This is a genomic window from Streptomyces araujoniae, from assembly GCF_050871195.1.
Classification (GTDB): domain Bacteria; phylum Actinomycetota; class Actinomycetes; order Streptomycetales; family Streptomycetaceae; genus Streptomyces; species Streptomyces bacillaris.
In genome coordinates this window covers 3469922-3493059 of the sequence record NZ_CP194070.1, presented here as the reverse complement: position 1 = coordinate 3493059, position 23138 = coordinate 3469922, and the positions used below count along the sequence as shown (strand labels likewise).

21 protein-coding genes and 1 tRNA gene are annotated in these 23138 nt (G+C 70.3%); 9 read left to right on the top strand and 13 right to left on the bottom strand.

The genetic code is table 11. The annotated features are described in order from the left end of the window. Positions 1 to 35: 35 nt before the first annotated feature. From ACQ9ZG_RS14755 to ACQ9ZG_RS14740, 4 genes are all read right to left on the bottom strand, one after another. Complete coding sequence (locus ACQ9ZG_RS14755; RefSeq protein ID WP_109915566.1) at positions 36 to 1172, bottom strand: hypothetical protein; 1137 nt, start codon at positions 1170 to 1172, stop codon at positions 36 to 38. A gap of 1 nt (position 1173) precedes the next feature. Further along, on the bottom strand, positions 1174 to 1677 hold the full coding sequence (locus ACQ9ZG_RS14750; RefSeq protein WP_109915565.1) for a DUF4365 domain-containing protein: 504 nt from the start codon (positions 1675 to 1677) through the stop codon (positions 1174 to 1176). A 268-nt stretch (positions 1678 to 1945) separates the two neighbouring features. Next, positions 1946 to 2019: transfer RNA gene (locus ACQ9ZG_RS14745), tRNA-Pro, on the bottom strand. A gap of 90 nt (positions 2020 to 2109) precedes the next feature. After that, complete coding sequence (locus tag ACQ9ZG_RS14740) at positions 2110 to 3048, bottom strand: metallophosphoesterase (RefSeq protein ID WP_028416053.1); 939 nt, start codon at positions 3046 to 3048, stop codon at positions 2110 to 2112. A gap of 79 nt (positions 3049 to 3127) precedes the next feature. On the opposite strand from ACQ9ZG_RS14740, the gene ACQ9ZG_RS14735 reads away from it, so the two are divergent. After that, positions 3128 to 3592, top strand: a complete 465-nt coding sequence (locus ACQ9ZG_RS14735) for a GatB/YqeY domain-containing protein (RefSeq protein WP_018489479.1) — start codon at positions 3128 to 3130, stop codon at positions 3590 to 3592. A 465-nt stretch (positions 3593 to 4057) separates the two neighbouring features. On the opposite strand, the gene ACQ9ZG_RS14730 is transcribed toward ACQ9ZG_RS14735, so the two are convergent. Continuing rightward, complete coding sequence (locus ACQ9ZG_RS14730) at positions 4058 to 6310, bottom strand: transglycosylase domain-containing protein (RefSeq protein ID WP_499280639.1); 2253 nt, start codon at positions 6308 to 6310, stop codon at positions 4058 to 4060. A 663-nt stretch (positions 6311 to 6973) separates the two neighbouring features. Here ACQ9ZG_RS14730 and ACQ9ZG_RS14725 point away from each other — a divergent pair. Continuing rightward, the gene (locus tag ACQ9ZG_RS14725) at positions 6974 to 7324 is read left to right on the top strand and encodes a WhiB family transcriptional regulator (protein WP_018489477.1); all 351 of its coding nucleotides are present in this window, start codon (positions 6974 to 6976) and stop codon (positions 7322 to 7324) included. A 146-nt stretch (positions 7325 to 7470) separates the two neighbouring features. On the opposite strand, the gene bagB is transcribed toward ACQ9ZG_RS14725, so the two are convergent. Continuing rightward, positions 7471 to 9054 carry an ATPase BagB gene (gene bagB, locus ACQ9ZG_RS14720; RefSeq protein ID WP_258311958.1) on the bottom strand — a complete coding sequence of 528 codons (1584 nt, stop codon included), beginning with the start codon at positions 9052 to 9054 and terminating at the stop codon, positions 7471 to 7473. Further along, positions 9051 to 10043, bottom strand: coding sequence for an ATPase BagA (gene bagA, locus ACQ9ZG_RS14715; protein WP_109914382.1), 993 nt, complete (start codon positions 10041 to 10043; stop codon positions 9051 to 9053). The genes bagB and bagA overlap by 4 nt, the downstream gene beginning before the upstream one ends. Positions 10044 to 10115: 72 nt before the next feature. Here bagA and sp36 point away from each other — a divergent pair, with 72 nt between their 5' ends. From sp36 to ACQ9ZG_RS14695, 4 genes are all read left to right on the top strand, one after another. Then, a complete protein-coding gene (sp36, locus tag ACQ9ZG_RS14710) occupies positions 10116 to 10274 on the top strand; it encodes a Sp36 family protein (protein ID WP_003967454.1) in 159 nt (52 codons plus the stop codon). Next, positions 10274 to 10744 (top strand): RidA family protein, encoded by a 471-nt coding sequence (locus ACQ9ZG_RS14705; protein WP_018489474.1) that lies wholly within the window; start codon positions 10274 to 10276, stop codon positions 10742 to 10744. Before sp36 ends, ACQ9ZG_RS14705 begins: the two co-directional genes overlap by 1 nt. A 257-nt stretch (positions 10745 to 11001) precedes the next feature. Beyond that, entirely contained in the window at positions 11002 to 11913 is a 912-nt protein-coding gene (locus ACQ9ZG_RS14700) for an NUDIX hydrolase (RefSeq protein ID WP_109914383.1), read from the top strand. After that, a complete protein-coding gene (locus tag ACQ9ZG_RS14695; RefSeq protein ID WP_028416058.1) occupies positions 11910 to 12740 on the top strand; it encodes an MBL fold metallo-hydrolase in 831 nt (276 codons plus the stop codon). The genes ACQ9ZG_RS14700 and ACQ9ZG_RS14695 overlap by 4 nt, the downstream gene beginning before the upstream one ends. 203 nt (positions 12741 to 12943) lie before the next feature. On the opposite strand, the gene ACQ9ZG_RS14690 is transcribed toward ACQ9ZG_RS14695, so the two are convergent. After that, positions 12944 to 13618 carry a Crp/Fnr family transcriptional regulator gene (locus tag ACQ9ZG_RS14690; protein WP_003967450.1) on the bottom strand — a complete coding sequence of 225 codons (675 nt, stop codon included), beginning with the start codon at positions 13616 to 13618 and terminating at the stop codon, positions 12944 to 12946. A 445-nt stretch (positions 13619 to 14063) separates the two neighbouring features. Here ACQ9ZG_RS14690 and nth point away from each other — a divergent pair, with 445 nt between their 5' ends. From nth to ACQ9ZG_RS14675, 3 genes are all read left to right on the top strand, one after another. Continuing rightward, positions 14064 to 14927 carry an endonuclease III gene (gene nth, locus ACQ9ZG_RS14685; protein ID WP_441350821.1) on the top strand — a complete coding sequence of 288 codons (864 nt, stop codon included), beginning with the start codon at positions 14064 to 14066 and terminating at the stop codon, positions 14925 to 14927. Positions 14928 to 15272: 345 nt separating this feature from the next. Then, a complete protein-coding gene (locus ACQ9ZG_RS14680) occupies positions 15273 to 15998 on the top strand; it encodes an NUDIX hydrolase (RefSeq protein ID WP_499281604.1) in 726 nt (241 codons plus the stop codon). Positions 15999 to 16089: 91 nt separating this feature from the next. Continuing rightward, positions 16090 to 17289, top strand: a complete 1200-nt coding sequence (locus ACQ9ZG_RS14675) for a MarP family serine protease (RefSeq protein ID WP_018489469.1) — start codon at positions 16090 to 16092, stop codon at positions 17287 to 17289. Positions 17290 to 17403: 114 nt separating this feature from the next. Here the strand turns inward: ACQ9ZG_RS14675 and ACQ9ZG_RS14670 are convergent, their stop codons facing one another. The 5 genes from ACQ9ZG_RS14670 to acs form a co-directional block, all read right to left on the bottom strand. After that, positions 17404 to 17637 carry a hypothetical protein gene (locus ACQ9ZG_RS14670; protein ID WP_078562486.1) on the bottom strand — a complete coding sequence of 78 codons (234 nt, stop codon included), beginning with the start codon at positions 17635 to 17637 and terminating at the stop codon, positions 17404 to 17406. A gap of 115 nt (positions 17638 to 17752) precedes the next feature. Continuing rightward, a complete protein-coding gene (locus ACQ9ZG_RS14665) occupies positions 17753 to 18775 on the bottom strand; it encodes an alpha/beta fold hydrolase (RefSeq protein WP_499280635.1) in 1023 nt (340 codons plus the stop codon). After that, complete coding sequence (locus tag ACQ9ZG_RS14660; RefSeq protein ID WP_028416062.1) at positions 18772 to 19305, bottom strand: phage holin family protein; 534 nt, start codon at positions 19303 to 19305, stop codon at positions 18772 to 18774. Before ACQ9ZG_RS14660 ends, ACQ9ZG_RS14665 begins: the two co-directional genes overlap by 4 nt. Positions 19306 to 19345: 40 nt before the next feature. Next, positions 19346 to 20758, bottom strand: a complete 1413-nt coding sequence (gene nhaA, locus ACQ9ZG_RS14655) for a Na+/H+ antiporter NhaA (RefSeq protein ID WP_109917269.1) — start codon at positions 20756 to 20758, stop codon at positions 19346 to 19348. Between the two features lie 237 nt (positions 20759 to 20995). Then, positions 20996 to 22993, bottom strand: a complete 1998-nt coding sequence (acs, locus tag ACQ9ZG_RS14650) for an acetate--CoA ligase (protein ID WP_028416064.1) — start codon at positions 22991 to 22993, stop codon at positions 20996 to 20998. Between the last annotated feature and the right edge of the window lie 145 nt (positions 22994 to 23138).

The window sequence follows — 23138 nt, the reverse complement described above, 5'->3', positions numbered from 1 at the left end:
CATTGAGACAGTCCCACCTCTCCAATTTTGGGCTGTTAGTCGTTTGCTCCCAGCGACGGGTCAGGGCCGAAGGCAGTGACGACCATCCGGGCGAGTCCACCGGGTGGGCTGGTCAGCGTGCCGCTCACGCGCACCGGTATTCCGGCATCGTGACAGTGCACGGCTGCGTGATAGTCCCGGTCGGCAAGGTCCATCCATACCGTGCGGCTGCGGCGCTGGATGAGCGTCTGGACTCCGACTCGGCCGGTCTCGTCATCGGGGTGGCGACTGAGGTCTGTGACCACGCCGTAGATCAGGTGCTCTCGTGTGTAGACCTTGGTCTTCAGCTGTTCGGACACCAGGTCCACAATCTCGATCGCATCGCGGTTGAACTCAACATGTGCTGGCGTACCGGGAGGTGGCGCAGCCACGCGGGACCAGTTGAAAGCAACGTCGAGCGCGTTGACGGCCTCTGTATTCACGACCTTGGCGAGAGCCTGGCATAGCTCGTAGGAGACTCCTTCACTGATGGAGTCGTTGATCTCGCTTGCGGTGGGCGCGTGTTCGGCGCCTGCCATTTCTTCCAGTACGCCGAGGGCGCGAGACATCGTGGCCGTCACCCGGCGGTCAAAGAGAGTCTCCTCGATCTGAACGTCGATGTGATCCTGCCGGGGTGAGTAGACGTCCTCGGGCGAGCGTGCCTGGCTGATGATGGGCACGATGTAGGAGCCTCGACGAGTCTGGCCCAGGCGGACTTCCCGCGCTTGATCACGTGCCCGCGTGGGGAAGTTGCGGAAGTGCCCCTGGCGTCGGATGGTAGCCGCAGCAGAGGCCACGCGGAGACGCTTCGCGGAGACGAAGAGCTCATACCCGGATTCAAGCGGGATCGATCCGTCGCTCATCGACGGGTGGGAGGCCCGGAGATCAGTGACGTCGTTGTAGACCGTTGCGATGGCGTCGTGAACTGTTTGAACGTCTTCGCTTTCGACTCTCGCCAGGTCCTGGATGAGGATGCGTGCCCTCTTGGCGAAGTCTGGTGCGCCGGGCTTCATGGGGACGAGGACGACTTCGTCCGCTGGCCCTGGGAGCCTCCAGAGTTCGGCTACGTCCCCGCCCGATACCGGGGCCCAGCCGGTGACCTTGAGATAGCTGAGAATCTCTTTGGGACCGAAGTCTGGGGTGTTGTCCGCCATGTCAGCTCAACCCCAGACCGGTGCTGTTGGTCATGCGTCGAGCAGCATCGAACATGGTCCCCATGGCCTTCACGGTGAGCTCTTGGTGCTCTGGAAGGTGGATCGCAGTAGTTGATCCACCAGGGGCTTGTCCCATTCCGCAGAGGGAGGACCAGTAGCCGTGGCAAGCAAGGACTATCGAATCTGGCTGGTGGGTCACCCAGCGTCCGATGTCGGGCGGGACTATGAGCAGCGCAAGGTGACCAGGTGCTGAGCGCTCTGGGTCACGTAACTTGTCGTAGGTCTCGATGTCGAGGTCGAAGCTGTAGCCGCTTCTGATGGTGCGTGGGTTCTGCGTGCACTTGAGCTGGATATCGACCATGAGGCCGCGCGAGCGGAGCGTGACGTCGACCCCGTCTTTGTCTACGTTCCAGTCGCAGATCGTGTATCCACCTTGCGTTGCTAGGGCGTGCACGTACGCGCGACTGACTTGTTCCTTCTGCCAGCTCGTTGCCTCAGCAGCCATGCCCACCCCCCGGTTGCGTGATCGCGAGGATAGGTGCGATCGGAGGGGCGAGGGAATACCGCGTCGGCGGCCGGGCACTATGGATGCCGATTGGCGAGTGCACAGGGTCAGCCGCGCGATGGCTGCCGGTCGCGGGCTTCGAGATGCAGGACCGTCGGGGATAAGCCGACCAAGATCTTCTCCCAGTATTCTCCCAAACGATCACCAGAGACGCAGGAGGGGCCTGACCCGCGATGCGGATCAAGCCCCTGACCTGGTGTTTCAGCTGTCGGGGTGGCGGGATTTGAACCCACGACCTCTTCGTCCCGAACGAAGCGCGCTGCCAAGCTGCGCTACACCCCGATGCCCACCGGTCTCCCGGCGACATCGATTACTTTAGCCCACCTGCGGCCGGAGGCGAAATCCGCTTTCTCCGGCCCTGGCCCCGGTCCCTCAGTCCCGCCCCACCAGCGTCAGCAGGGTGACCTCCGGGGGGCAGGCGAAGCGGACCGGGGTGTAGCGGTTGGTGCCGCAGCCTGCGGAGACGTGGAGGTAGGCGCGGTGGCCGCCCGCTGTGTGGGTGGACAGGCCCTTGACCCGGTCGGTGTCCAGGTCGCAGTTGGTGACCAGGGCCCCGTAGAAGGGGATGCACAGCTGGCCGCCGTGGGTGTGGCCCGCCAGGATCAGGGGGTAGCCGTCGGCCGTGAAGGCGTCGAGGGAGCGCAGGTACGGGGCGTGGACCACGCCGATGGAGAGGTCGGCGCCGGTCTCCGGGCCGCCCTGGACCTCCGCGTACCGGTCCCGCTTGATGTGCGGGTCGTCCAGGCCCGTGAAGGCGATCTCCATGCCGTCCAGCTTGAGCCGGCCCCGGGTGTTCGAGAGGTCCAGCCAGCCCGCCTCGTCGAAGGCGTCCCGCATCGGCTCCCACGGATTGTGGACGGCTCCGACGACGGGCTCGTTGCCGTTGAGGCCGTGCTTGCCCTGGACCTTCTCCAGGAGGTAGCGGCCCGGGTTGCGCAGCCTCGGCCCGTAGTAGTCGTTGGAGCCGAAGACGTACACCCCCGGGAACTCCATCAGCGGCCCGAGCGCGTCCAGCACCTCCGGTACGGCATCCGGGTCGGAGAGGTTGTCGCCCGTGTTCACCACGAAGTCCGGGCGCAGACCCGCCAGCGACTGGAGCCAGGCCCGCTTCTTGCGCTGGCCGCTCACCATGTGGATGTCGGACACCTGGAGGACGCGCAACGGACGTGCCCCGTGCGGGAGTACGGGAACGGTCACCCGCCGCAGGCGGAACGAGCGGGCCTCGAACCCGGCGGCGTAGGCGAGGCCGGCAGCCCCGACCGCCGCGCCGACTGCCGTGACTTTCAGGGGAACTCCGTAGCGTGCGCGCATGCTTCCATCGTCGCAGACCCGGTGCGGCCCGAGGAAAACCGGAGGGCGGCGTACGCCCCGTACCTGACACAATCACGGCATGACCACGCTCAAGTCCAAGCTCAAGGAAGACCTCCACACGGCCATGAAGGCGCGTGACGAGCTGACCTCGTCCACCCTTCGGCTCACCCTCACCGCGATCACGAAGGAAGAGGTCAGCGGCACGTCGGCGCGCGAGCTCTCCGACGACGAGGTGCAGAAGGTGATCGCCAAGGAGGCGAAGAAGCGCCGTGAGGCGGCCGAGGCGTTCGCCCAGGGTGGCCGCGCCGAGCAGGCGGAGCGGGAGAAGGCGGAGGGTGAGCTGCTGGAGCAGTACCTGCCCAAGCAGCTCTCCGACGACGAGCTGAACGCGATCGTGGCGTCCGCCGTCGAGGAGGCCAAGGCCGCCGGAGCCGAGGGGCCGCGTGCCATGGGCGCTGTCATGAAGATCGTCAACCCCAAGGTGGCGGGTCTCGCCGAGGGCGGCCGCGTCGCCGCCGCGGTGAAGAAGCTCCTCGCGGGCTGAGTCCGGGAGGCTGGGCTTGCCGGAGTTCCCCCGCGAGCCGACTCCGTCGGGGAGGCCTGGCCTGCTGGAGTTCCTTGCGGGCTGACCCCGGTAGGGAGGCCGGGCCCGCTGGAGTTTCTTACAGGCTGAGCCCGGCAGGGAAGCCGAGCCCGCCGGGGGAGCACGGCCCGCTGGAGTCCCTCGCGGGCTCGGCCCGGCAGGGACGCCGCCCGGCCCGGAGACCGGCCCTGTCGAGAACGGCTGCCGAGCCTCTCAACCCAACCCTCAGGGGCCGTGCTCGAGCCCAGCCCCCAAGGGCCCCAGGGGCCCTCATGGGTCCCAAGGCCCCCAAGGCCCCCAAGGGCCCTCATGGGTCCCACTCAAGCCCAGCCCCCCAAGGACGCCGCGCCCACCGAGGGAGACGAAAAAAGGGGGCGCCCCGGTCCATCGACCGGGGCGCCCCCTTTTCGTACGTACTTCTGCGGCTCAGGGGCCGGACCTGCCGCCGCCCCGCTGGTCCTCGCCGCCGCCGGGGCCGCCGATCAGGCCGGGCGGGAGCTGGCCGCCGGGCGTCCGGTCGCGGCCGGGCTTGCCGTCCTCGCGGTCGCCGTCGCCGCCACGGCCGCCCTCACGGTCGCCGTCGCCCTTCTCCTTGTCCTCCTTCTCCTTCGCCCGGGGGACGGAGACGGGGTTGAACGAGGGGGTCTCGGAGGCGTCGAGCGCGCCGGTCATGGCGATCTTCCAGATCGGGCCGGGGAGGCAGCCGCCGCAGACCTTCGGGTAGTACTGGCCGCCGATGGTGACGTTGAACATCGAGCTCTTCTCGCCGATGTCGTCCCCGACCCACACCGCGGTGGAGAGGTTCGGCGTGTACCCGACGAACCAGGCGTCCTTGCGGTCGTTCGTCGTACCCGTCTTGCCCGCGTTGTCCCGGTCGCTCAGCCCGGCCTGCGTACCGGTGCCGTCCTCCACCACGCCCTTGAGCATCTGGTTGATGGTGTCCGCCGTCTTCTCGCTCATCGCCCGCGAGCAGGCCGACTGGGGGACCTTGAGCTTCTTGCCGTTCGGGTCGGTGATCGACTCGATGGCGATCGGGGTGCAGTACGTGCCCCGGTTGGCGAACCCGGCGTACGCGGCGGCCATGGAGAGCGGAGTGCTCACCTCACTGCCGAGGGTGATCGAGGGGGCCTCCACGATCTTCTTGCCGTCCCCGCGCTCGTAGCCGAGCTTCTTCGCCATCTCCACGGTCTCGCAGAGGCCGGCCTTCTGCTCCAGCAGCGCGAAGTAGGTGTTGATGGACTTGCCGAGCGCGCTGGTCATGTCCCAGGAGCCGGTCTCGGACTCCAGCTCGTTCTGCAGGGGCCACTCCGCGTAGCCCGCCGGGGAGCCCGAGCAGTTCCGGAAGTCCTTCTCCTGGAGGGTGATCTTCCAGTCCGTCGAGAACGAGGTCTCCGGGCCGATGCCCTTCTCCAGTGCCGCCGCCGCGGTGAACGGCTTGAACGTCGAGCCGACCTGGAAGCCGTACGTGCTGCCGCCCATCCGGTTGCTGACGGCGAGGTTGAGCACGGTCTCGTTCTGCTTCTGGTCCAGGCCGTACGGGCGGGACTGGCCCATCGAGAGGATCTTGCCGCTGCCCGGCTGCACCTGGACCACGGAGGCCGCGAACTTGTCGTCCTTGTTCACCCGGGCGGTCGCGGCCTGGTTGGCGGCCTGCTGGGCGCGCGGGTCGAGCGTGGTCCTGATGGTGAGCCCGCCGAGGTTCCAGAGCTTGGAGCGCTCCTCCTCGGTCTCGCCGAACGCCGGGTCGGTCAGGATCGTCTTGCGTACGTAGTCGCAGAAGAACCCGGAACCGCTGACGGCCGTGATGCAGCCGTTCTTCGGCTTGCTCACCTTCAGCTTGATCGGGGTCTCCATGGCCTTGTCGGCCTCGGCCTGCGTGATGGCGCGGGTGGCGGCCATCCGGGCCAGCACGGTGTTACGCCGCTTCGTGGCCTCTTCCGTGTCGTTGACCGGGTCGTAGCGGGTCGGCGACTGGACGATGCCGGCGAGCAGCGCGGCCTCCTCCAGCTTCAGGTCCTTGGCGCGCTTGGAGAAGTAGCGCTGGGACGCGGCCTCGACGCCGTACGCCTGCTGCCCGAAGAACGTGATGTTGAGGTAGTTCTCCAGGATCTTCTTCTTGCCCAGCTCCTCCTCGACCTGGATCGCGTACTTCAGCTCGCGGACCTTGCGGCCGATCGTCTGCTGGGTGGCCTGCGCGACCTTCTCCTGGTCGTCGCCCGCCTCCTCGACGAACACGTTCTTCACGTACTGCTGGGTGAGGGTCGACGCGCCCTGCGCGGTCCCGCCCGTCTGCACGTTGCGGTTCATCGCGCGCAGGATGCCCTTGAGGTCGACCGCCCCGTGCTCGTAGAAGCGGGAGTCCTCGATCGCGATGATCGCGTCCTGCATGTACGGGGAGATGTCCTTGAGCGGGACCACCGTCCGGTCGCGGGAGTAGACCGTCGCGATCGCACCGCCGTCGCGGTCCAGGATCGTGGTCCGCTGGCTGAGCGGCGGAGTCTTCAGATTGGAGGGGATCTCGTCGAACCCTTCGACCGTCCCCTTGGCGGCGAGCCCCAACGCTCCGGCCGCGGGCAGCGCGATGCCTGCCAGGACAGCTCCGGAGAGCGCGGCGACACCGAGGAACTTGGCGGCCTGCTGGGTCGTGGTGAGACCCCCGCCCGAGCGCTTCTTTGGCATGGGGGCAGCCTAATCCGTAGTGATGAGCGTTCTGTAGGAACGGGGGGCCCTCGGAGCGTTCGCGTACCAGACCGTGACATCCGGCGGGGGGTGACCGCCCCGAAGGCCGGGGGTGGACCGCCCCGAGACCGGGGTGGTCACCTCGAAGACCGGGGGTGGCCACCCCCGAGGCATGGACGGGGACGCATGGGGCGCGTGGGTGGGACCGCGTGGCCATGACGGCAGGCATCCGCGTTCTCGTGCCGACGTTGTCATTCGCCGGACAGGCGGACAGGCCTTGGCCTAAGCTGCTCTCAACTGTCACAGCAGTCCGGTTCCGTATCAACCCCCCTGCAACCCCATGCACCTCTTCTGGTCATTCTTCTCCCGGCCGACGCACAGGTGAATCGCACATCGCGGCGTTCCCGAAAACGCCCCGTGTGTCACTGAACGCCCCTTGCCATTCGGGTGTACTGTCCCGATTTCGCGGCGTTAGTCGTGCATGTCTTCCCCTCACTCCCCTGGGTGATCTGCCGCATACGCATAGTCCGTTCGGACCATTCAAGATTGGGCCCGAAGGGGGTGTTGTGCTGTCCCCACCTTCCGTAACGTCCTCAACTGGCAGCGGTGAATATGCCTCTGCCGCCGTGGGGGAGCCTCGATTCGGGAGAGGACGGCGCCGGCATGGGCTGGGTAACCGACTGGAGTGCGCAGGCAGCCTGCCGCACTACCGATCCGGATGAACTGTTCGTACAAGGGGCAGCGCAGAACAGGGCCAAGGCGGTGTGCACCGGATGCCCGGTGCGGACCGAGTGCCTGGCCGACGCGCTGGACAATCGCGTCGAGTTCGGCGTGTGGGGCGGAATGACGGAGCGGGAGCGCCGCGCACTGCTGCGCCGCCGGCCCACCGTCACGTCCTGGCGTCGCCTGCTGGAGACCGCACGCAGTGAGTACGAGCGGTCCACCGGCATGCTGCCCGCGGTGATCGGGCTGGAGGACGACGAGCTTCAGGAGACGTACGCCGCGGTGGGCTAGACGCCCGCGTGGTTCAAAGGGGCGGGCAGCCCCGGAGGGCAGGCGGCTCGGGCAGGGCCGCCGGTCGATCGGATCAGGGCTGCCGGCTGATCAGGGCGGGGCTGCTCGCTGATCGGCGGAGTCGCGGGAGCGCGGGAGGCCGAGGGCTAGGCCGCTCCGGCCGGGGCCGGGGAGGAACCGGTCGCCAGTCGGTCGCCGATGGCCCGCAGGCCGTCCAGGTCGTGCACATCGCCCGGCAGCGCCGCCACCGCGGTCACCGGGACCTCGGGGTGCAGCTCGGTGAAGCGGTCGCGGGTGTGCTGTTCGCGCGCGACCACCTGCATGCGTTCGGCGTGCAGACGCAGCAGACCGGCCGTCAGTTCGTCGATGTCCAGCGGGGCTTCGGCGGCTTCGGCGGGTGCTCCGGATGTGCCGGTGGCGACGCCTGTGCCGCTGTCGGTGGCCGAGCCGCCGTCCGTCGTCTTCTCGGCGTCAACGGAGTGACCGGCGTCTCCGGTGCTCTTCGCGGGCTGGTCCGCGTGGTCGTGCCCGTCAGCGGATTCGTCGTGCTCGTGCGTGGAGTCGTCCTGCTCGTGCGTGGTCTCGTGGTCGTGCGGGAAGTCGTCGTGCTCATGTCCGCGCTCGGGGGAGAGCGGCGCGGCGGCTTCGGGGTGGGTGGCCGTGGGGGCGGGGGGCTCTCGGTCACCAAGGCCAGCCTTCCCGGTCGCCTGATCCACAATGCGGGCGGCGTCAAGATTTTCTGCGGCGGACAGCGCCTGTTCGGCGGAGAGCCGGGACGCCTCGCTGCCGTGCGCCCTGTTGAGGACGAGGCCGGCCAGCGGCATGTCCTCCGCCGCCAGCCGCTCCACGAAGTACGCCGCCTCGCGCAGCGCGTCCCGCTCCGGGGTCGCGACCACGAGGAACGCCGTACCGGGGGCCTGGAGCAGCTTGTACGTGGCGTCGGCGCGGCTGCGGAAGCCGCCGAACATGGTGTCCATCGCGGCCACGAACGTCTGCACGTCCCGCAGGAACTGGCCGCCGAGCAGCTTGCCCAGCGTCCCGGTCATCATCGACATGCCGACATTGAGGAACTTCATCCCGGCCCGGCCGCCCACCTTCGCGGGCGCCATCAGCAGCCGGATGAACTTCCCGTCCAGGAACGAGCCGAGCCGCTTCGGCGCGTCCAGGAAGTCCAGCGCGGAGCGCGAGGGAGGGGTGTCGACGATGATCAGGTCCCACTCGTCGCGCGCCCGCAGCTGCCCGAGCTTCTCCATCGCCATGTACTCCTGCGTACCGGCGAACCCGGCCGACAGGGACTGGTAGAAGGGGTTCTCCAGGATCGCGCGGGCCCTCTCGGCGTCCGCGTGGGCCTCGACGGTCTCGTCGAAGGTCCGCTTCATGTCCAGCATCATGGCGTGCAGTTCGCCGTCGCCCGCGATGCCGTCGACCCGGCGAGGGACGTTGTCCAGCTGGTCGATGCCCATGGACTGGGCGAGGCGGCGGGCCGGGTCGATGGTGAGGACGACGACCTTCCGGCCGCGCTCGGCCGCCCGCACGCCGAGGGCCGCGGCGGTCGTGGTCTTGCCGACACCGCCGGAGCCGCAGCAGACGATGATCCGGATCCCCGGGTCGTCGAGCAGCGCGTCGGTGTCCAGCCCGGGAAGCCCCTCCGTGCCGGGGCCGGTGCCGGTTCCCGTACTGGTGTCGGTGCCGCTGCCCGTGTCGGTCTCTGTACCGGTGTCCGTGCTCATGAATCCGCTCCCCCCGATGAGTCCGCCCCTTCCCCCACGCCCTGCTTACGGAGTTCCGTGGCCAGGTCGTGCAGGGCCGCCGGATCCACCCCGTCGCCGGCCAGCGGCAGCTCGGCGGTCGGCAGGCCGAGGCTGGCCAGCACGGCACGCTGCTCCCGCTCCAGGCCGACCCGCTGGGCGTGCTCGGCGGCCTGCTCGATCAGGGGCCGTACGAGGGCGGCGGAGCCGGTCACTCCGGCGCGGGTCAGCGTCTTGGCGATCTCCTTGCGGCGGCCGGTCGCGGCGGTGCGCAGGGTCTCCTCGTCGACGACGTGCGGGCGGACCATGTTCACGATGACGTGGCCCACGGGGAGGTCGGCGGCGCGCAGTTCGGCGATGCCGTCCGCGGTCTCCTGGACCGGCATCTCCTCCAGCAGGGTCACCAGGTGGACCGCGGTCTGCGGGGACTTCAGGACCCGCATCACGGCCTGGGCCTGGTTGTGTATCGGGCCGATCCTGGCCAGCCCCGCGACCTCGTCGTTGACGTTCAGGAAGCGCGTGATCCGGCCGGTCGGCGGGGCGTCCATGATCACGTGGTCGTAGACGTACCGGCCCTGCTTGTCCTTGCGGCGTACGGCTTCGCACGCCTTGCCGGTCAGCAGCACGTCCCGGACCCCGGGCGCGATGGTGGTGGCGAAGTCGATCGCGCCGAGCTTCTTGAGCGCCCGGCCCGCACTGCCGAGCTTGTAAAACATCTGGAGGTAGTCGAGGAGCGCCTGCTCGGCGTCGATCGCCAGCGCGTGCACCTCGCCGCCGCCCGGCGCGACGGCGATCCTGCGCTCCTCGTAGGGCAGCGCGTCGGCACCGAAGAGCTGCGCGATGCCCTGTCTGCCCTCGACCTCGACGAGGAGGGTGCGCCTGCCCTCGGTCGCGAGGGCGAGCGCGAGGGCGGCGGCGACCGTGGTCTTACCGGTACCGCCCTTGCCGCTGACGACCTGGAACCTGCTCACGTATTCGAGCCTAACCAGTCCGGCCCCGGGCTACGCACGGGACCGTACGTGCCAGGCGTTACAGTCAGGCCCATGACCAAGTGGGAATACGCGACCGTGCCCCTTCTCGTGCACGCGACCAAGCAGATTCTGGACACCTGGGGCGAGGACGGCTGGGAGCTGGTCCAGGTCGTGCCCGGGCCGAACAACCCCGAGCAGCTCGTGGCCTACCTGAAGCGGGAGAAGGCGTAGTGGCGGGCGCCGTCGAGGCACAGCTCGCGGAGCTGGGCCTGACCCTGCCCGCCGTCGTGCCGCCGCTGGCCTCGTACCAGCCGGCCGTGCAGTCCGGGGTGTACGTCTACACCTCCGGCCAGCTCCCGATGGTGGACGGCAAGCTCGCCGTCACCGGCAAGGTCGGCGCCGAGGTGACGCCGGACGAGGCCAAGGAGCTGGCGAAGACCTGCGCGCTCAACGCCCTGGCCGCCGTGAAGTCGGTCGCCGGTGATCTGGACCGGATCAAGCGCGTCGTGAAGGTCGTGGGCTTCGTCGCCTCGGCCTCCGACTTCACCGGGCAGCCCGCCGTGATCAACGGTGCGAGCGAGCTGCTGGGCGCGGTCCTCGGCGACAAGGGCGTGCACGCGCGCAGCGCCGTGGGCGTCGCCGTGCTGCCGCTGGACGCGCCGGTCGAGGTCGAGGTCCAGGTCGAACTCGTCGAGGCCTGAGGACCGACGTCGAGGCCTGAGAGGATCCACGTCGAGGCCTGAGGGCCCCTTCCCGTACGTGCTCCTCCCTTACGTCCTCCTCGTACGCCTTCGTCTTCCGCGTACGTTCTCCGATCCCGTCCGGTCCCCGTGACCGGGCGGGATCGTCGTGTGCGCGGCGCGTGGTCCGGTGTACGGCGCCTGCCGGTCCGTGTCGCGGCGCTGCGATGATCACGGTGCCTCTCGAACATCGGCGCGGTTCCGGATAGCCTCCGGCCATGTCCCAAGGTCAGTGGTACCCCCCGGAATGGCCCGACCGGATCCGGGCGCTCGCCGCCGGTGAGCTGACGGCCGTGACGCCCCGGCGGGCCGCCACCGTGATGCTGCTCCGCGACCCCGGGCACCGGGCCCCGACGCCCGGACCCGTCGTGCACATGCTGCGCAGGCGGACCTCCATGGCGTTCGCCGGGGGCGCGTACGCCTATCCGGGTGGCGGTGTCGATCCGCGCGACGACGACCGGCTGATCGGGTGGGCGGGCCCCTCCCTGGAGCACTGGGCCGCCCGGCTCGGCGTGGCGACGGCGGCCGAGGCGCAGGCCGTCGTCTGTGCGGCGGTGCGCGAGACGTTCGAGGAGGCCGGGGTGCTGCTCGCCGGGGAGACCGCCGGGACCGTGGTCAGCGACACGACCGGGGCGGACTGGGAGGCCGACCGCGAGGCGCTGGTGGCCCGGGACCTGTCCTTCGCCGAGTTCCTGGACCGGCGCGGGCTGCTGCTCCGCTCGGACCTGCTGGGCGCCTGGGCACGGTGGATCACGCCCGAGTTCGAACCGAGGCGGTACGACACCTGGTTCTTCGTCGCCGCGCTCCCCGAGGGGCAGCGCACCCGTGCCGTCTCCACGGAGGCGGACCGTACGGTGTGGATCGCGCCGGGGGAGGCGGCCCGCCGCTACGACCTGGGCGAGCTGCTGATGATGCCGCCCACCGTGTCGACGCTCCGGGCCCTGACGCCGTTCAGGACGGCCGCCGAGGCGCTCGGGGCGGCGGATGCCCAGGACCTGACCCCCGTACTCGCGCAGGCCCGTCTGGAGGGGGACGAGCTGGTGCTGAGCTGGCCGGGGCACGACGAGTTCACCAAGCACGTGTCCCCGCACCGGCCCGGATCGGGCCACGACGACGGAGGTGCGGCATGAGCGACGCGGCCGCCCTCCCGGGACAGCCGCGCGGAGCGGTCTCCTCCGGGCCCGCCACCGCACGTACGGTCAACGTCCTCGCGCCGAACCCGTCCGCGATGACGCTCGACGGCACGAACACCTGGATCGTCGCGGAGCCCGACTCGGATCTCGCGGTCGTCATCGATCCCGGGCCGCTCGACGACGTACATCTGAGGGCCGTCGTCGACGCCGTGGAACGGTCCGGGCGCCGTGTCGCCCTCACCCTGCTCACGCACGGCCATCCCGATCACGCGGAGGGCGCGGGCCGGTTCGCGGAGCTGACGCGGACCAACGTACGGGCGCTGGATCCGGCGCTCAGGCTGGGGGACGAAGGCCTCGGGGCGGGCGATGTGATCACCACCGGCGGCCTGGAGCTGCGGGTGGTCCCGACGCCGGGCCACACCGCCGACTCGCTCTCGTTCCACCTGCCCGCCGACCGGGCGGTGCTGACGGGCGACACGATCCTGGGCCGCGGTACGACGGTCGTCGCGCACCCGGACGGGCGGCTCGGGGACTACCTGGACTCGCTCAGGCGGCTGCGTTCGCTGACGGTCGACGACGGCGTGCACACGGTGCTCCCGGGCCACGGGCCGGTCCTGGAGGACGCCCAGGGGGCCGTGGAGTTCTACCTGGCCCACCGCGCGCACCGGCTGGCCCAGGTGGAGACGGCGGTGGAGGCCGGGCACCGTACGCCGTCGGAGGTGGTGGCCCGGGTCTACGCCGACGTGGACCGCTCCCTGTGGCCGGCCGCCGAACTGTCGGTACGGGCTCAGCTGGAGTACCTCGCGGGGCACGGGCTCATCTGAGGCCGCCCCTGTAGAGGCTTCCCCGAACGTGAGAGGTCCCCCGTAGAGGCCTGCTTGAGCGTGAGCCCCTGTAGGGGCCTGCTTGAGTGTGAGGGGTCCTGATTAGAGACCTGCTTGAGCGTGAAGGGTCCCGTAGAGGCCCGCTGAACGCGAGGGGCCCGTGCCCACCGGAGTACGTCCGGGTGGGCACGGGCCGCTCGCGTTCAGCGCGAGCGCTTCGCCAGCCGCTCGACGTCCAGCAGGATGACCGCGCGGGCCTCCAGCCGCAGCCAGCCGCGGCCCGCGAAGTCCGCGAGGGCCTTGTTGACCGTCTCGCGGGAGGCGCCGACCAGCTGGGCCAGCTCCTCCTGGGTGAGGTCGTGGACCACGTGGATGCCCTCCTCGGACTGGACGCCGAAGCGGCGCGACAGGTCCAGGAGGGCGCGGGCGACCCGGCCCGGCACGTCGGAGAAGACCAGGTCGGACATCTGGTCGTTGGTCTTGCGCAGCCGCCGGGCGACCGCGCGCAGCAGCGCGGTGGCCACCTCGGGCCGGGCGTTGAGCCAGGGCTGCAGGTCGCCGTGGCCGAGGCCGAGGAGCTTGACCTCGGTCAGCGCGGAGGCGGTCGCCGTACGCGGGCCGGGGTCGAAGAGCGACAGCTCACCGATCAGCTCTCCGGGGCCGAGCACGGCCAGCATGTTCTCGCGCCCGTCGGGCGAGGTGCGGTGGAGCTTCACCTTGCCCTCGGTGACCACGTACAGGCGGTCACCCTGGTCGCCCTCGTGGAAAAGCGCGTCGCCGCGCGCGAGGGTCACCTCACTCATCGAGGCGCGGAGCTCCGCGGCCTGCTCGTCATCGAGCGCCGCGAAAAGCGGGGCGCGCCGCAGAACGTCGTCCACGAGTTCTCTCCTTGTCGGCCTGTTCAGGGAACCGTGGTCCCCATCATGCCGGACGGTAAAACAGTGCGATCAATCACAAACCAGTTTGACGCACGGGCGTGCCGTTCCCTACGGCAGGGGGCCGATCGGGGGTGGATACGCGGTGACCGGGGCGGTTGTCAGTGGCGGGCTCTAGGCTGGCCGGGTGTCCAGAACGCCGGGGAGAACGCGGACCGAAGGGGCTGATGGGGTGTCGGAGAAGCGTGATTCCGCCGTGGGCGAACACTCCCCGGTTCGCCCGGAGAGTGCCGCAAATGGCTCCTCGGGAGGGCCGGGGAAGCCGGTCCGCAAGACGGCCAGGAGGCCCGTAGTGACATCGCCGAAGTCCGGGACGAGGGCCAAGGCCGCCAAGGCGCCCGCCAAGGTGTCCGCCGAAGTGCCCGTCAGGACCCCGGGGGCCGCCAAGGTGGGCAAACCGGCCAAATCCGCCAAGGTCGCCGCATCGAGGAGAGCGACCGAACCGGCCAGGGCCCCCAAGACCGTCAAGGCCCCCAAGGTCCCCGAAGGCGAGTCGCACCTCGCGCTGGTCCGCCGCGCCCGCCGGATCAACCGGGAGCTGGCCGAGGTCTATCCGTACGCCCACCCCGAGCTGGACTTCCGCAACCCGTTCGAGCTGCTCGTCGCCACGGTCCTCTCCGCCCAGACCACCGACCTGAGGGTCAACCAGACCACCCCCGCGCTCTTCGCCGCCTATCCGACGCCCGAGGACATGGCGGCGGCCGTCCCGGAGGAGATGGAGGAGCTGATCCGGCCGACCGGCTTCTTCCGGGCCAAGACCAAGTCCCTCCTCGGCCTCTCCGCCGCCCTGCGGGACGACTTCGGCGGCGAGGTCCCCGACCGCCTGGAGGACCTGGTCAAGCTGCCCGGTGTCGGCCGCAAGACCGCCAACGTCGTTCTGGGCAATGCTTACGGCGTCCCCGGCATCACCGTCGACACGCACTTCGGCCGCCTCGTCCGGCGCTGGAAGTGGACGGACGAGGAGGACCCGGTGAAGGTCGAGGCGGTGGTCGCCGACATCTTCCCGAAGAGCGAGTGGACGATGCTCTCGCACCGGGTGATCTTCCACGGCCGCCGCATCTGCCACTCCCGTAAACCGGCCTGCGGCGCCTGCCCCATCGCCCCGCTCTGTCCTTCGTACGGTGAGGGGGAGACCGACCCGGAGAAGGCCAGGAAGCTGCTGAAGTACGAGATGGGCGGCCGGCCTGGCCAGCGGCTCAGCCCGCCCCCGGACTTCCCGGGCAAGCCCGCTCCCGCGCTGGGAGCCGCCTGAGGCAGCTGAGGGAGCGTCGCATCGAGCGCCCGCCCGACGAACCACGGAATGGCTCGGAACGAAATGGCCGACGACAGGCGTTGTGAAACCAGGGGAACGAGGGGGGTGCCCATGACGCACACGCAGACCGACACACACGCGGACACCCGCACGCCCGAGAGCCGCCTGCCCGGCAACGGCACGCCCGAGAACCGGCCGCCCGGGAACCACCCGGCCGATGTCCGCCCGTCCGTCACCCGCGCGGACGACACCCGTACGGCGGTGAACCGCCCCGCAGCGGACCACCCGCCGACGGACCGCACGGCGCCAGGCCGCCCCGCGACGGACCGTACGGTGACGGACCGCGTGGCGGCGGACCGCGCGGCGGCCACGGCAGACCGCGCGGTGCCCACGGCGGACGGTGCGGCGGTCGACGTGACCACCGCCGGTCTGCCCGCCTGGCTCGACCCCGTGGCCGAGGCCGCCCGCAGCGTCCGCCCGCACCAGCTCAGCCGCTTCCTGCCGCCCAAGAGCGGCGCGGGCAGGCAGTCCGCCGTCCTGGTCCTGTTCGGCGAGGGCGCACGCGGCCCCGAGCTGCTGCTGATGGAGCGCTCCGGCACCCTCCGCTCCCACGCCGGCCAGCCCTCCTTCCCCGGCGGCGCGCTCGACCCGGAGGACGGCGACCAGGCCACCACCGGTCCGCTGCGCGCCGCGCTCCGCGAGGCCGAGGAGGAGACCGGGCTCGACCCCCGGGGCGTCCAGCTCTTCGGCGTGCTGCCCCGGCTCTACATCCCGGTCAGCGGCTTCGTCGTGACGCCCGTCCTCGGCTGGTGGCGTGCGCCCACCCCGGTCGGGGTAGTGGACCCGGCGGAGACGGCCCGGGTCTTCACCGTTCCCGTGGCGGATCTCACGGACCCGGCCAACCGGGCCATGGCCGTCCACCCGAGCGGGCACAGCGGCCCGGCCTTCCTGGTCGAATCGGCTCTGGTCTGGGGGTTCACCGCCGGAGTGATCGACCGGATCCTGCACTACGCGGGCTGGGAACGCCCGTGGGACCGGGAGAGACACGTGCCGCTCGACTGGCGCGCATGACACCCTTGCTGTCCTGCTGCGCTGGACCGGGCCCGGCCCGGACCCCGTCACCCCCGACGGGCCAGGTGACGAAACTGCGAGGCTATTGACGGTGAACGTGCTGGACATCCTGCTGCTGCTCGCCGCCGTATGGTTCGCGGTCATCGGCTACCGACAGGGTTTCGTCGTCGGCATCCTGTCGGTGATCGGCTTCATCGGCGGCGGTCTCATCGCCGTCTACCTGCTCCCGATCATCTGGGACCGGGTGACCGAGGGGGCGGAGGTCTCCACCGCGACCGCCATCGGGGCCGTCGTCGTCGTGATCGTCTGCGCCTCGATCGGCCAGGCCTTCACCACCCACCTGGGCAACAAGCTCCGCAGACACATCACCTGGTCGCCCGCCCGCGCACTGGACGCCACCGGCGGTGCCCTGGTCAACGTGGTGGCCATGCTGCTGGTCGCCTGGCTGATCGCCCTGCCGCTGGCCCGCACCTCGCTGCCGACCCTCGGCAAGGAGGTCCGCAACTCCTCGGTCCTCCTCGGGATCTCCCGGGTGATGCCCCAACAGGCGCCGCCGTGGTTCCGGGACTTCTCCTCCGTCCTCGCGCAGAACGGCTTCCCGCAGGTCTTCAGCCCCTTCGCCAACGAGCCGATCACCGACGTCCAGCCCCCGGACCCGGCCCTCGTGGGCAGCCCGGTCGCCGCCCGCGCCAAGAAGTCGATCGTCAAGGTCGTGGGTACGGCCCCGAGCTGCGGCAAGGTCCTCGAAGGCACCGGCTTCGTCTTCTCCGAGCGCCGCGTGATGACCAACGCCCACGTCGTCGGCGGTGTCGACGAGCCCACCGTCCAGATCGGCGGCGAGGGCAGGCTGTACGACGCCAAGGTGGTCCTCTACGACTGGCAGCGCGACATCGCGGTCCTGGACGTCCCCGACCTCCGTGCCACGCCCCTGGAGTTCACCGGCGACGACGCGAGGACCGGCGACAGCGCGATCGTCGCGGGCTTCCCGGAGAACGGCGCCTACGACGTGCGCTCCGCCCGTGTCCGCGCCCGTATCGACGCCAACGGCCCCGACATCTACCAGCGCGGCACCGTCGTGCGCGACGTCTACTCCCTCTACGCGACCGTCCGCCAGGGCAACTCGGGCGGCCCGCTGCTCACCCCGGACGGAAAGGTGTACGGGGTGGTGTTCGCCAAGTCGCTCGACGACCCGGACACCGGTTACGCGCTCACGGCCGACGAGATCCGCGAGGACATCGAGATCGGCCGCACGGCCAATCAGCAGGTCGACAGCCAGGGCTGCGCCCTCTGAGGCCGGCTGCGGGGCCCCGAGGCCGGTCACGGACGCTCCGGAACCCATGAAGACCCCCGCCGGCCGGTGTGCGCCGATCGGCGGGGGTGGGGTTGTCAGGAGATACCGGAGAGGTCAGCTGCGGGTGTGGCGCAGCCGCGCCGAGACCCAGCGGGCCCGACGGCGGAGGATGCGCGAGATCCCGAGCCGGTGTTTCCCGGGCTGGTGAGCCCCGGGCCGGTGATGATGAAGGTCCTGCACTTCGTGCACCCGGCCCAGAGGGCCGCCCCCCTCATGAGTGCTCGCACCGGCTGCGGCGGTGGAGCGGCGGTTGCGTGCTTCGTCAGTGAAGTCGTGCGTCCAGCCCATACCCCGACGTCTGCCCGTGACCCAAGGTCGGTAATCGTGCGCGAGTCAGCCAATTGGCTTATGCGGCAGGCAAGTGGCCGTTCGTCGGACAGCTGTGCCCCGGGCGGGTGCGCGGCTACCGGTCGGGCTCGGGATCCTTGAGCCAGTTGATGAGTTCGGTGGAGAAGCCGATCGGATCCTCCTCGTGGGGGAAGTGACCGACACCGTCGAAAAGTCGCCACCGGTAGGGCGCCTCGACGTACTGCCCCGACCCCGCCGAACTCCGGGTCCGGACCGCCGGATCGAGTGACCCGTGCAGGTGCAGTGTGGGGACGCGGACGGGCCGCTTCATCCGCCGGTTGAACTGGACCCCGTCGGGACGAGCCATCGAGCGGACCATCCAGCGGTACGGCTCGATCGAACAGTGGGCGGTCGAGGGGATGCTCATGGCCCGCCGGTAGACGGCGAGGGTCTCCTCGTCGGGGAACTCCGGGTTCCGGGGTCCGGCCCACTCCTCGACCAGCCTCCCCACCAGGGCGGCGTCGTCCGCGACGAGCTGACGTTCCGGCAGCCAGGGGCGCTGGAAGCCCCAGATGTACGAGCCCGCCCGGGACTGCGCGAAGTCCGACAGCATCGAGGAGCGCCAGCGGCGTGGGTGCGGCATGGAGGAGACGGCGAGCCGGCGCACCAGCTTGGGCCGCATCACCGCGGCCGTCCAGGCGAGGTAGCCGCCCAGATCGTGGCCGACCAGGGCCGCGTCCGGCTCACCGAGGGAGCGGATCACCCCGGTGACGTCGAGCGCCAGGTTGGCGGGGTCGTAACCGCGGGGCGTCCGGTCGCTGCCGCCCACCCCGCGCAGGTCCATCGCGACGGCCCGGAAGCCCGCCTCCGCGAGGGCGGGCAGCTGGTGGCGCCAGGTCCACCAGAACTGCGGGAACCCGTGCAGCAGCAGGACCAGCGGCCCCTCGCCCATCTCGGCGATGTGGAACCGCGCCCCGTTGGCCGCCACATCGCGGTGGGTCCAGGGGCCGTCGAGCCGTACGGGGCCTCCGGCACCGGCCGGGCCGGCCGGACTCGTCGATGAGCCCGCCGGGGCGGCCGGGCCCGGCGGGCGCACCGCACCCGCCGGGCCGAATGCGCTGGAATCGGGAACCGTCATGTGGACGAGCGTGCCACAGAGCCGGCCTTGTCCCCGCCCGGCAGGCTCTCGACGCCCTTGCCCGCCGCGAGGCTGGAGCCGGAACGCCGCAGGATCGCGTCGGCCTCGATCGCCGGGCGCGGGTGCGGCTTGGCGTTCTGCAGGACGGCCGCGGTCTGCTTGGCGGAGGCGATGGACTTCTCCGGCGGCTTGATCTTCTTGAACTTCCGCAGCCCGATGAAGCCGATCAGGGCCGCCAGCAGGATGAAGGCGCCCGCCACGATCAGGAACGACCAGGCCAGGCCCAGGCCCAGGTTGTGGATCCCGTACGCCGCCGCGAAGCTCAGCATCGGCATCGTGAAGAGGAGCAGCACCCCCGCCGCGATGAACGCGGCGCTGCCGATCACCCCGCGCTTGACGTCCTGGCGCACCTCCGCCTTCGCCAGGGCGATCTCGTCGTGCACCAGCGCGGACATCTCGGCCGTCGCCGCGGCGACCAACTGCCCGATGCTGCGGTCCGTGCTGCCCGCGTAGTTGCCGGGGTCGCTCATCCCTGACTCCCTCTCCGTCTTCGACACATCCGATGTCAGATCATGCCGGACTCTCCGGTCCGTTGCCCGCCGCCCCGGCCTGTTCGGCGCGACGGCGGTGCTCGGCCGCCTTCTCCTCGTGGATCGCGGCCATCCGCAGGTGGTACCCGGGATCGTCCTGTTCATAGATGTCGGGCACCCCGGAACCGTCCTCGTCCCGCTCCTCGGCGTCGTAGAGGGAGCGGTACCGGCGCACGCGCATCCTGAGCAGGACGCAGGCGAACAGGGCCGCTGTGAGCGAGCCGATGAGGACGGCGGCCTTGATCTCGTTGGTCATCTCCGCGTCGTCCGTGAACGCCAGCTCGCCGATCAGCAGGGAGACGGTGAAGCCGATGCCCGCCAGCGAGGCGAGGGCGAGCACGTCGGCCCAGGCCAGGTCCTTGTTCAGCTCGGCTCTGGTGAAGCGGGCGGCGAGATACGTACCGCCGAAGATACCGACGGTCTTGCCGACGACGAGTCCGAGGACCACGCCGAGGGTCTCGGGCCGGGTGAAGACGCCCGCGAGGGCTTCTCCGTTCATGGACACGCCTGCCGCGAACAGCGCGAACAGCGGCACGGCCAACCCGGCCGACACCGGCCGGACCAGGTGCTCGATGTGCTCCCCCGGGGAGCGCTTCTCGCCCTCCCTGCGTGTGCAGCGCAGCATCAGGCCCATGGCGACGCCGGCGATGGTGGCATGGACGCCGCTGTTGTACATCAGGCCCCAGATGGCCAGGGCGAGGGGAACGTACACGTACCAGCCGCGGACCTCGAAGCGCAGCAGCAGGTAGAAGACTCCCAGCCCGGCCAGGGCGCCGCCCAGGGCCAGGAAGTTCAGATCCGACGTGAAGAAGACCGCGATGATCAGGATGGCGAAGAGGTCGTCGACGACGGCCAGGGTGAGCAGGAAGGCGCGCAGCGCGGACGGCAGCGAGGTGCCGATCACCGCGAGGACGGCCAGGGCGAAGGCGATGTCGGTGGCGGTGGGCACGGCCCAGCCGGCGAGGGAACCGCCGCCGACCACCGCGGTGAGCGTGTAGACCAGGGCCGGGACCGCCATGCCGCAGATGGCCGCCACCACGGGCAGGGCGGCGGCCTTCGGGTCACGGAGCTCGCCGGCGACCAGCTCTCGCTTCAGTTCGACGCCCGCCACGAAGAAGAAGACGGCGAGCATCCCGTCCGCTGCCCAGTGCGCCACGGAGAGGTCCAGGCCGAGGAAGCCTGGGCCGAAATGGAAACCGCCGACCGCTTCGTACGAGCTGCCGAAGGTGTTGGCCCAGATGAGCGCGGCCACGGCGGCGACCAGGAGCAGCACGCCGCCGACCGTCTCGGTGCGAAGGGCTTCGGCCACATAGCTCCGCTCCGGGAGCGGAAGCCGTCCGAGCAGGGTGCGCTGGGACGGGGGAGGGGTGGGAGTGGGGCTGGGCGGGGCCACGAAGGGATCCTCCGAATCGGAATGGCGAAAACGGCACGGCTGATGACACGTGCCGACCAGACTTCCCGGCGCCCCTGTGGATATCTGTATGACGTTATGGCTGGAAGCGCCCACTCTACCTGGGGTGCTGCCAGTGACTACCGGTGATCATCCACTACCCGGTGACCGCCTGGGCAGACGCCGATGGGCACCCGGCGTGCGGCCGGGTGCCCATCGGAACCGTACGGGAGAGAGCTGTCAGTCCTCGGAGGGTGCCGACGGCAGCTGCGTGGTGATCAGGTCCATCACCGAGGAGTCGGTGAGCGTGGTGACGTCGCCCAGCTCGCGGTTCTCGGCGACGTCGCGCAGCAGGCGGCGCATGATCTTGCCGGAACGGGTCTTGGGCAGCTCGGCCACCGGCAGGACGCGCTTGGGTTTCGCGATCGGCCCGAGCGTGGCCCCGACGTGGTTGCGCAGCTCCGCGACCAGCTCGTCGGAGGCGGTCGCACTGCCGCGCAGGATCACGAACGCGACGATCGCCTGGCCGGTCGTCTCGTCGGCCGCGCCGACCACGGCCGCCTCGGCCACCGACGGGTGCGAGACGAGCGCCGACTCGACCTCGGTGGTCGAGATGTTGTGGCCCGACACGAGCATGACGTCGTCGACCCGGCCGAGCAGCCAGACGTCGCCGTCCTCGTCCTTCTTGGCGCCGTCGCCCGCGAAGTACTTGCCCTCGAAACGCGACCAGTAGGTGTCGAGGAACCGCTGGTCGTCGCCCCAGATGGTGCGGAGCATCGACGGCCACGGCTCGGTGAGGACCAGGTAGCCGCCCCCGCCGTTGGGCACCTCGTTGGCCTCGTCGTCCACGACGGTGGCCGCGATGCCCGGCAGGGCGCGCTGGGCGCTGCCCGGCTTGGTCTCGGTGACGCCCGGCAGCGGCGAGATCATCATCGCGCCGGTCTCGGTCTGCCACCAGGTGTCCACGATCGGGCACTTGTCGGCGCCGATGTTCTTGCGGTACCACATCCACGCCTCGGGGTTGATCGGCTCACCGACCGAACCGAGGACCCGGAGGCTGCTCAGGTCGAACTTGGCGGGGATGTCGTCTCCCCACTTCATGAACGTACGGATCGCGGTCGGCGCGGTGTAGAGGATCGTGACGCCGTACTTCTGCACGATCTCCCAGAAGCGCCCCTGGTGCGGGGTGTCGGGCGTGCCCTCGTACATGACCTGGGTCGCGCCGTTGGCCAGCGGCCCGTAGACGATGTACGAGTGGCCGGTCACCCAGCCGACGTCGGCGGTGCACCAGTAGACGTCGCTCGAAGGCTTGAGGTCGAAGACCGCGTGGTGCGTGTACGCCGCCTGGGTGAGGTAGCCGCCGGAGGTGTGCAGGATGCCCTTGGGCTTACCCGTCGTGCCCGAGGTGTAGAGGATGAAGAGCGGCTGCTCCGCCTCGAACGCCTCGGGGGTGTGCTCGGCGGACTGGCGGCCGGTGATCTCGTGCCACCAGACGTCCCGGCCCTCGGTCCAGGCGGTGTCCTGACCGGTGCGGCGGACGACGAGGACGTGCTCGACGCTCTCGATACGGGAGACGGCGTCGTCGACCGCCGGCTTGAGCGCGGAGGGCTTGCCCCGGCGGTAGCCACCGTCGGCGGTGATGACGACCTTGGCGTCCGCGTCCTGGATGCGGGTGGCGATGGCGTCGGCGGAGAAGCCGCCGAAGACCACCGAGTGCGTGGCGCCGATGCGGGCACAGGCCAGCATCGCGACGGCGGCCTCGGGGATCATCGGGAGGTAGACGGCGACCCGGTCGCCCTTGGCGACGCCCAGCTCGGTCAGGGCGTTGGCGGCGCGGGAGACCTCGTCCTTCAGCTCCGCGTAGGTGATGGCGCGGCTGTCGCCGGGCTCGCCCTCGAAGTGGATGGCGACCCGGTCGCCGTTGCCCGCCTCGACGTGGCGGTCGACGCAGTTGTACGCGACGTTCAGCGTGCCGTCCGCGAACCACTTCGCGAAGGGCGGGTTGCTCCAGTCGAGGGTCTCGGTCGGCTCGGTGGCCCACGTCAGGCGGCGGGCCTGCTCGGCCCAGAAGCCCAGCCGGTCCGCCTCGGCCTGCTCGTACGCCGCTGCGGTGACGTTGGCGTTGGCGGCCAGCTCGGCAGGCGGAGCGAACTTCCGCTCTTCCCGAAGCAGGTTGGCCAGGCTCTCGTTGCTCACGACTTCTCCCAGTCCCAGGGTGTCCGTTGTGTCCCGGGGCATAGCTCATCAGGCGCGGGGCCGGGTGACAAGTGTCTGCCGGGAATTGGTTTAGACCTGTGTCTTCGTGTATGGAAGCATGATCCCGCTCCGCTGGTCAGGACGGCTTTACGACGTGTGTTCACGGCGTGTGGCGCAAAGTCGCCCT